This window comes from Bacillus cereus group sp. BfR-BA-01381 (assembly GCF_022663555.1).
Lineage (GTDB): Bacteria > Bacillota > Bacilli > Bacillales > Bacillaceae_G > Bacillus_A > Bacillus_A pacificus.
In genome coordinates, this window is sequence record NZ_JAKUFR010000146.1 from 1 (window position 1) to 7,332 (window position 7,332).

The following is a 7,332-nucleotide window of genomic DNA, read 5'->3' on the forward strand; positions in this document are numbered from 1 at the left end:
GAGGAAGGTCATATCGTAGAAAAAATAGAATGAAAAACGGATATAGAAGCATAAAAAGGGGGGAGCAGTCTCATTTTTGTTGTCGTTTTTTGTCGGTAAGTCGATATATTTGAAAAATCGCCGATATAATTTGAGTTACGGTCGATATATTAAAAAAATCGCCGATATAATTTGAGTTACGGTCGATATATTAAAAAAATCGCTGATATATTTGGAGTTGCAGTCGATATATTCGAAAAACCGCCGATATAATTTCAATCATTATCTGCAATTAAAAAATAAGAGGTTCACCTAATGGGAACCCTCCTGTTTATGCTGCTATAACCTCTAAAACAGTACCTGTTTTAGCATCAACTAAAAATTCAAATCGTTCTTGTATATCATTTAACATCGTTGTAAGACCGCCGCGATATACTTCGTATGCGACATCATATTTTTCAAATGTCTCTGGAACCATATGTACCCAAGAGCCAGTAATTTCACCTTTATGACTTAATGCTTGTTTTACCATTTTCAATGCTTTTTCTGAAGAAATATGGGATTGTTCTTGTACTTTGTTTGCAACAAGATAACCAGCTGCGAAACCAACGCCAAGACCTGCTACTAAACCTTTCCAGCTCATATATTCACCTCAATTCTATAAAATAAAAATAGTGTACCGATAATAATTATAAAGCAAATACAGCTAAAAAAGAAGAAACTAGAAACATTTCGAAAATTTCGTTACAATAAAAGAGGTATTCTACTAAGGTTTGAAAGAAGGGGACTTCGTGAATAAAGAGACATTACAATTATTTCGTACGTTAACAGAATTACAAGGTGCATCAGGTTTCGAACATGATGTACGCCGTTTTATGAAGCAAGAATTAAGCAAGTATGCAGATGAAATTGTACAAGACGGTTTAGGTAGCGTATTTGGTCTGAAAAAAGGGGACGAAACTGGCCCGCGTGTTCTTGTAGCAGGTCATATGGATGAAGTAGGTTTCATGATTACGCAAATTACGAAAAACGGAATGCTTCGTTTTCAACCTTTAGGCGGCTGGTGGAGCCAAGTACTATTAGCTCAGCGCGTACAAGTGATGACGAAGAATGGCCCTGTCGTTGGGGTTGTTGGTTCTATCCCTCCTCATTTATTAAGTGACGCGCAACGTGCAAAACCGATGGATATAAAAAATATGTTAATTGATATAGGCGCAGATAGCTATGAAGATGCGATTGAGATTGGTGTAAAACCAGGACAACAAATCGTGCCAATCTGCCCGTTTACGCCGATGGCAAACGAAAAGAAAATTATGGCGAAAGCTTGGGACAACCGTTACGGATGTGGCCTTGCAATCGAATTACTAAAAGAATTAAAAGACGAAACATTACCAAACACATTATACTCTGGTGCGACTGTACAAGAAGAAGTTGGTCTTCGCGGTGCACAAACTGCTGCAAATATGATTCAACCAGACATTTTCTATGCGCTTGATGCAAGTCCAGCTAACGATGCATCTGGTGACAAAACACAGTTCGGTCAATTAGGAAAAGGTGCTCTTCTTCGTATTTATGACCGTACGATGGTAACGCATAGAGGAATGCGCGAATTCATTTTAGATACAGCAGAAACACATAACATTCCGTACCAATACTTTATTTCGCAAGGTGGTACAGATGCGGGCCGTGTACATACAAGTAACTCAGGTATCCCATCAGCAGTAATTGGTGTTTGCGCACGTTACATTCATACACATGCTTCTATTTTACATGTTGATGATTATGCGGCAGCAAAAGAGCTAATTACGAAGCTTGTAAGAGCAACGGATAAAACGACGTTAGAAACAATTAAGAATAACGCGTAGAGAAGAAGGGCGAAAAACCCTTCTTTTTTTAGGTTGAATAGATGCTCGAGCGATGTATGGTAGCGGTCAGTGCTTAATTGATTCTCGCATGGGGGATTAAAACCCCGGGTAGGAAGTAAGAGTAAGATTGCTTTTGGATTCGAGGTCCGCAATGTTGTGAGAAAAACTCTTCTTTTTTAGAGTGAAGAGACAAACAAGCGATGTGTGGTGGCCGTGCATCCGTGTATAAAGAACAATTTGATTAAGGGAAAATGATAAATTTTTATAGAGGTGAATGAAATGAAAGTAGTAGTTGGATCCAAGAATAAAACGAAGGTTGGAGCTGTGGAGAAGGTTTGGAAAGATGCTACAATTACATCTCTTTCTGTTCCTTCAGGAGTAGCAGCACAACCGTTTTCAGATGAAGAGACGATGCAAGGAGCGATCAATAGAGCGAAGCGAGCGCTAGAGGAAGCGGGAGCTCAAATTGGCATTGGACTAGAAGGCGGCGTAATGAAAACAGAGCACGGTTTATTTATGTGTAACTGGGGGGCGCTAGCAACAAGTGATGGTAAAATATTTGTTGCCGGCGGGGCACGTATTACGTTACCAGATGATTTTTTAGCACCTCTTGAAGATGGCAAAGAGTTAAGTGAAGTGATGGAAGAGTTTGTACAGAGAAAAGATATTCGTAGTCATGAAGGTGCGATCGGTATTTTTACGGATGATTATGTGGACCGTACGGAATTATTTGTACACGTTGTTAAGTTACTTGTTGGGCAATATAAGTATGATGAAAAGCAAGCATAAACCTTGCACCGTGCGCGATGTATGGTAGTATAAAAGAAAGATTATAACATGAAAAACTGCACTCGTTAGAGGAGGAAATATAGATGAAATCATTAGAAAGCATGGAGCAATTCCAAGAGTTAAAAAATGAAGAGAATGTAATCTTTATGTTCTCAGCAGAATGGTGTCCAGACTGCCGCTTCGTAGATCCATTTATGCCAGAAGTAGAAGAGAAATATAATGATTTCTCATTTTACTATGTAGATCGTGATGAGTTTATTGATCTATGCGTAAAATTAGACGTATTTGGCATTCCGAGCTTTGTAGCGTACAATAAAGGTGAAGAAACAGGTCGCTATGTAAACAAAGATCGAAAAACACAAGAACAAATCGAAGAGTTCATTGAAGGTTTAAAATAAGGCAATTTGCCAATTGAATTGTAAAACAACCTCTACCTTCGCGGGGGAGGTTATTTTTTTGGAAGGGAGGAAAAAGAGATGAAGATGACAAGTAAAAAGATGAAAGACGAGTTAATGAAGAAATTATCTCGCCCGGAATGGGACTTTCAGTATGATAGCGAGAAAGAGGTTCTACGTATAGAACAGAAAGACTCGAAAAAAGGTATTAACGTATCGCTTCCAGGAGTTGTAGCAAAATGGGAAGTGAATAAAGAAAAGGCGATTGAAGAGGTTGCCTATTACGTACAAGAAGCGTTAATTGCGATGCATAAGGAAGAAAATAGCGCGGCGAAAATTTTACCTGTTATTCGCTCTACTTCTTTCCCGAAACAAGCAGAAGAAGGAAATCCGTTTATTATGACGGATCATACGGCGGAAACACGTATTTACTATGCGCTAGATTCGAATAAAACATATCGTCTCATTGACGAGCGTTTATTACAAAAATTAGGGCTTACAGAGCAACAAGTACGTGAAATGGCATTATTCAACGCTCGCTCATTAGGTTATGAATTTAAACAAGACACAGTAGCAGGTAATACATTTTACTTTTTAAACACAAATGATGGGTATGATGCGACTCGTATTTTAAACGAATCGTTACTACAATCGATGCGTGAAAAGATTTCTGGTGACATGGTTGTTGCTGTTCCTCACCAAGATGTATTAATTATTGCTGATATCGTCAACGAAATCGGTTATGATATTATTGCACAAATGACAATGAAATTTTTTGCCGAAGGGCATGTTCCGATTACATCACTTTCATTCGTATATGAAGATGGGGACTTTGAACCAATCTTTATTTTAGCGAAGAATCGGAAGAAGACAGATGGAAAAGAGAAAGGATGAACGAAGTGAACGTTTTTTACAACCTTGAAGGAATTGGTGACACTCTAATTGTTGCCTTACAAGATATTACTTTAGAGAACCGTACTTTTGATCGCAAAGGAGATGTTGCACGCGTATATGATCGTGAAAGCAACGAAACAGCAGGATTCAACATCTTTCATGCATCTTCTTACTTAGAAGTAAAAGAAACAGGTAACCTTACATTAACGAAAGAACTTGTAGAAAAAATCAACGAAATTTTAGCGAAGAACGGCTTTGAAGAAACAGTAGAAGCAGATCTTTCTCCAAAATTTGTTGTAGGCTATGTAGCTGAAAAAGAAAAGCATCCAAATGCTGATAAGTTAAACATCTGTAAAGTAGAAATCGGTACAGAAACATTACAAATTGTATGTGGTGCACCAAACGTTGATGCAGGACAAAAAGTTGTCGTTGCAAAAATCGGGGCTGTAATGCCAAGCGGTATGTTAATCAAGCCAGCTGAGCTTCGCGGAGTTCCTTCTGCTGGAATGATTTGTTCAGCACGTGAATTAGAGCTTCCAGATGCTCCACAAGAAAAAGGTATTCTTGTATTAGAAGATAGCTTTGAAGTTGGACAAGAGTTTAAATTTTAATTGATATAAGAAAAGAGAGGTTGTCCTTTTGGATGACCTCTCTTTTCGTTTTTTTTGTCAGTAAATCGATATCCTGTGTTGAATCGTTGATATATTGCGAGTTGTGATAGATATATTCAGGAAATCATTCATATTCATAAGGATGTCACTTTTTTTCTTAAAATCTATATTGTATTTTATAAACAATCTAGTTAAAATTTAGAAAAATAGAAGGGGATAGACGTATGAAACAACAACTAAAAATCGCAGAACTTCTGAAACGAATTGAAACTTCAAAACAGCAAGATATCGAGTTAGGTACTTATGAGATATATTTGTTTAGTGAAAATGAATTAGAAAAAGGACAAATCGGTTATCGATATGATAAACATAAAAATTCATTAATAAGTGAAGACCACGGAAAATGGAAAGAAGAATGGATCGTTATCGGATATGAAACAGATATGGGGGACCCAGTTTTCGTAAATGTGTCTGATGATGCGTATTTAGTTTATACTGCAGAGCGCGGTACAGAAACGTGGCAACCCGTTCATATTGGAAATATGGATGAGATTATAAAACAATTATAAAAAACTTTGAGACCGGTGCAAAGTGATGGGAGAAAAACATGAAGTATATAAAAATAATGAGCATGATTGCATTCATTGGCATATATATGGGAGGTTGCTCACAAGAACAACCGAAAAAAGAGACAACAGCTTCTATAAAAGAAACAAGCGAAAATAAAAAGGTAGACGCACCGGTAGAAAAGCAGCAAGAAGAACAAGAAAAGAAAGAAGAACCGCAAGCAGTTCAAACAAATGAGCAAGTGGAGCAAAAGCAGGAGGAAGTGCCGGCCGAAGAAAAGAAAGAGGAATCTACGCCAGCGCAGCCAGCAGAGCAACCAGTGCAAAATAATGAACAAAAAGTAGAGAGTAATGAAAAACAAGGAAAGTTTCTCGTTGTTATTGATCCAGGACACCAACAAAAAGCAAATTTAAATTTAGAGCCGATTGGGCCAGGCGCAACGACGCAAAAATATAAAGTGACAGATGGTACAACTGGTGTTGTGACGAAAAAAAGAGAGGCTGTTCTTGTATTAGAAATGGCTTTCGTATTAAAAGAAAAGTTAGAAGCAAAGGGAATGCAAGTATTGATGACGAGAACGTCACAAGATGTGGATATAAGTAATAAAGAACGCGCGACATTTGCGAATGATCATAAGGCAAACTTGTTTTTACGTCTTCATGCAGATGGTTCTGAAAATCCGAATCAAAGTGGATTCGCTGTATTGACGCCGGCAGAAGGAAGTCCGTATACGAAAGAGATTTATGCGGAAAGCCTTCAAATCTCTCAAACGATAGTAAATAAAATGAGAGAAAATCAGCAAGTGAAAGTAAATGGAATTAAATTCAGGGGTGATCTTTCTGGATTCAATTGGTCCAAAGTACCTGGCGTACTATTAGAACTTGGGTTTATGTCAAACCATGAAGAAGATAAAAAATTATCTGACCCGCAGTATGTAAATTCTTTATTGCAAAGTGTAACGGATAGTGTAGATGAGTATCGGAAGAGTAAAGCTTAAACGCAGTCTTACATGTAAGGCTGCGTTTTTCCATATGAAAACACTCGTAAATTAGAATATTATGGATAAATATGACATGCTTAATTTTACCTGCACTTTTTGCCGAATGCTGATACAATAAAGGATGTTACTATTTAGTAGAAAGAGTGGTAAGCATGTTAGATTGGATGAAAAAGCTGTTTAACAAAGAGGAAGAACAAACAGCGATGAATAAAGAAGTACAAAAGCAAGTTGAAAGTCAGCCGAAAATTCCTCGTGTAAACCACTACACCGAAGCAAGAGAAGCACAAATGGCAAGTAGGAATGCAGGTAAATGCCGTTTTCCATTAGTACCGGATAATGGGTTCGACGAAGAAGATGTTATAGAAACAGGGCATTTTGAAGAACAGCCTGTTCAAGCTGTAACGTATGAAAATCAGCCTATTCAAAGAGGAATCAAAGTGGAAAGAAGCAGACGACAGTATGTGGAGAAGGTAGTTTCTACATATGAAGAGCCGGAAATGCAATATGAACCGGAGCAAGAGCCTGTCGTAAAGAAAGCATCTACACCAGCGCAAGAAAGTAACCGTAGACCATTTCGTCCAACAGAAATGATTTCGCCAATTTACGGATATAATCGTCCTTCAGTAGAGAAAAAGGAAGAAAAGCAGGAGGAAGTAAAGGAAAGAGAAGACCTTGAAATATCTGTAGAGGGCAAATCAGTCGTTGATGCATGGTTAGAGAAAAAAGGATATACATTATCCCATTTCTCAGAAGGACAAGCACCGACTTCTTCCAGTCATGAAAGAGTTGATCAGCAAGATCAACAGAGTAAAAAGGAAGAAAAGTCAGTTGTCGATCAATGGCTAGAGAAAAACGGTTATGAAATTGAACGCCAAGAGCCTATAGTAGAAGAAAAAGAAGTGGTTCAAGAAATGAGTGCACCGCAGGAAGTTCCAGCGGCTGAATTACTTCATGAAACAATTGCTGAGCGTATGGAAGATGCGAAGCAAGAAAAAGATGTAGTGGTAGAAAATGTTCTACAAACAGAATCATTAGCTTCTAAAGTAGAGCACGAGGATACAATATTATCAGAAGAAATGAAACGTAATACAGAAATAGAACAACCTACTATTGAAGTAGAAAAGCAAGCGCCAGAAGAATCAGTGATTGTTAAAGCAGAAGAAAAGCTTGAAGAAACAATCATTGTGGAAATACCAGAAGAAGTGGAAGTAATTGCAGAAGCAGAAGAGTCA

At 37.9% G+C, this 7,332-nt stretch carries 8 protein-coding genes and 1 pseudogene; 8 read left to right on the plus strand and 1 reads right to left on the minus strand.

Annotated features, from left to right (window positions below; genetic code table 11):
• Window positions 1–310: 310 nt before the first annotated feature.
• Window positions 311–622, minus strand: a complete 312-nt coding sequence (locus MR079_RS27015; RefSeq protein WP_000118543.1) for a PepSY domain-containing protein — start codon at window positions 620–622, stop codon at window positions 311–313.
• Between the two features lie 148 nt (window positions 623–770).
• Between MR079_RS27015 and MR079_RS27020 the strand changes: the two genes are divergently transcribed.
• From MR079_RS27020 to MR079_RS27055, 8 genes and pseudogenes are all read left to right on the plus strand, one after another.
• Window positions 771–1,844, plus strand: a complete 1,074-nt coding sequence (locus MR079_RS27020) for a M42 family metallopeptidase (RefSeq protein WP_139866404.1) — start codon at window positions 771–773, stop codon at window positions 1,842–1,844.
• Between the two features lie 279 nt (window positions 1,845–2,123).
• Window positions 2,124–2,633: a DUF84 family protein gene (locus MR079_RS27025; RefSeq protein ID WP_242269735.1), complete on the plus strand. Its 510-nt coding sequence runs from the start codon at window positions 2,124–2,126 to the stop codon at window positions 2,631–2,633.
• Window positions 2,634–2,716: 83 nt separating this feature from the next.
• Window positions 2,717–3,031, plus strand: coding sequence for a thioredoxin family protein (locus MR079_RS27030; RefSeq protein ID WP_139866406.1), 315 nt, complete (start codon window positions 2,717–2,719; stop codon window positions 3,029–3,031).
• A gap of 78 nt (window positions 3,032–3,109) precedes the next feature.
• Window positions 3,110–3,922 carry a DUF1444 domain-containing protein gene (locus MR079_RS27035; protein ID WP_000784603.1) on the plus strand — a complete coding sequence of 271 codons (813 nt, stop codon included), beginning with the start codon at window positions 3,110–3,112 and terminating at the stop codon, window positions 3,920–3,922.
• A complete protein-coding gene (ytpR, locus tag MR079_RS27040) occupies window positions 3,919–4,533 on the plus strand; it encodes a YtpR family tRNA-binding protein (protein WP_001006757.1) in 615 nt (204 codons plus the stop codon). The genes MR079_RS27035 and ytpR overlap by 4 nt, the downstream gene beginning before the upstream one ends.
• 224 nt (window positions 4,534–4,757) lie before the next feature.
• A complete protein-coding gene (locus MR079_RS27045; RefSeq protein ID WP_139866407.1) occupies window positions 4,758–5,102 on the plus strand; it encodes a thiamine transporter in 345 nt (114 codons plus the stop codon).
• A 38-nt stretch (window positions 5,103–5,140) separates the two neighbouring features.
• Window positions 5,141–6,097, plus strand: a complete 957-nt coding sequence (locus MR079_RS27050) for an N-acetylmuramoyl-L-alanine amidase (protein ID WP_242294979.1) — start codon at window positions 5,141–5,143, stop codon at window positions 6,095–6,097.
• A gap of 155 nt (window positions 6,098–6,252) precedes the next feature.
• Window positions 6,253–7,332, plus strand: a pseudogene (locus tag MR079_RS27055) (DNA translocase FtsK); the annotation flags it as partial.

What these genes read in the sequence shown, in the direction of transcription:
- MR079_RS27015 (WP_000118543.1), bottom strand. Translation starts at nt 622, where the DNA reads ATGAGCTGGAAAGGTTTAGTAGCAGGTCTTGGCGTTGGTTTCGCAGCT.
- ytpR (WP_001006757.1), top strand. Translation starts at nt 3,919, where the DNA reads ATGAACGAAGTGAACGTTTTTTACAACCTTGAAGGAATTGGTGACACT.
- MR079_RS27050 (WP_242294979.1), top strand. Translation starts at nt 5,141, where the DNA reads ATGAAGTATATAAAAATAATGAGCATGATTGCATTCATTGGCATATAT.
- MR079_RS27035 (WP_000784603.1), top strand. Translation starts at nt 3,110, where the DNA reads ATGAAGATGACAAGTAAAAAGATGAAAGACGAGTTAATGAAGAAATTA.
- MR079_RS27025 (WP_242269735.1), top strand. Translation starts at nt 2,124, where the DNA reads ATGAAAGTAGTAGTTGGATCCAAGAATAAAACGAAGGTTGGAGCTGTG.
- MR079_RS27045 (WP_139866407.1), top strand. Translation starts at nt 4,758, where the DNA reads ATGAAACAACAACTAAAAATCGCAGAACTTCTGAAACGAATTGAAACT.
- MR079_RS27030 (WP_139866406.1), top strand. Translation starts at nt 2,717, where the DNA reads ATGAAATCATTAGAAAGCATGGAGCAATTCCAAGAGTTAAAAAATGAA.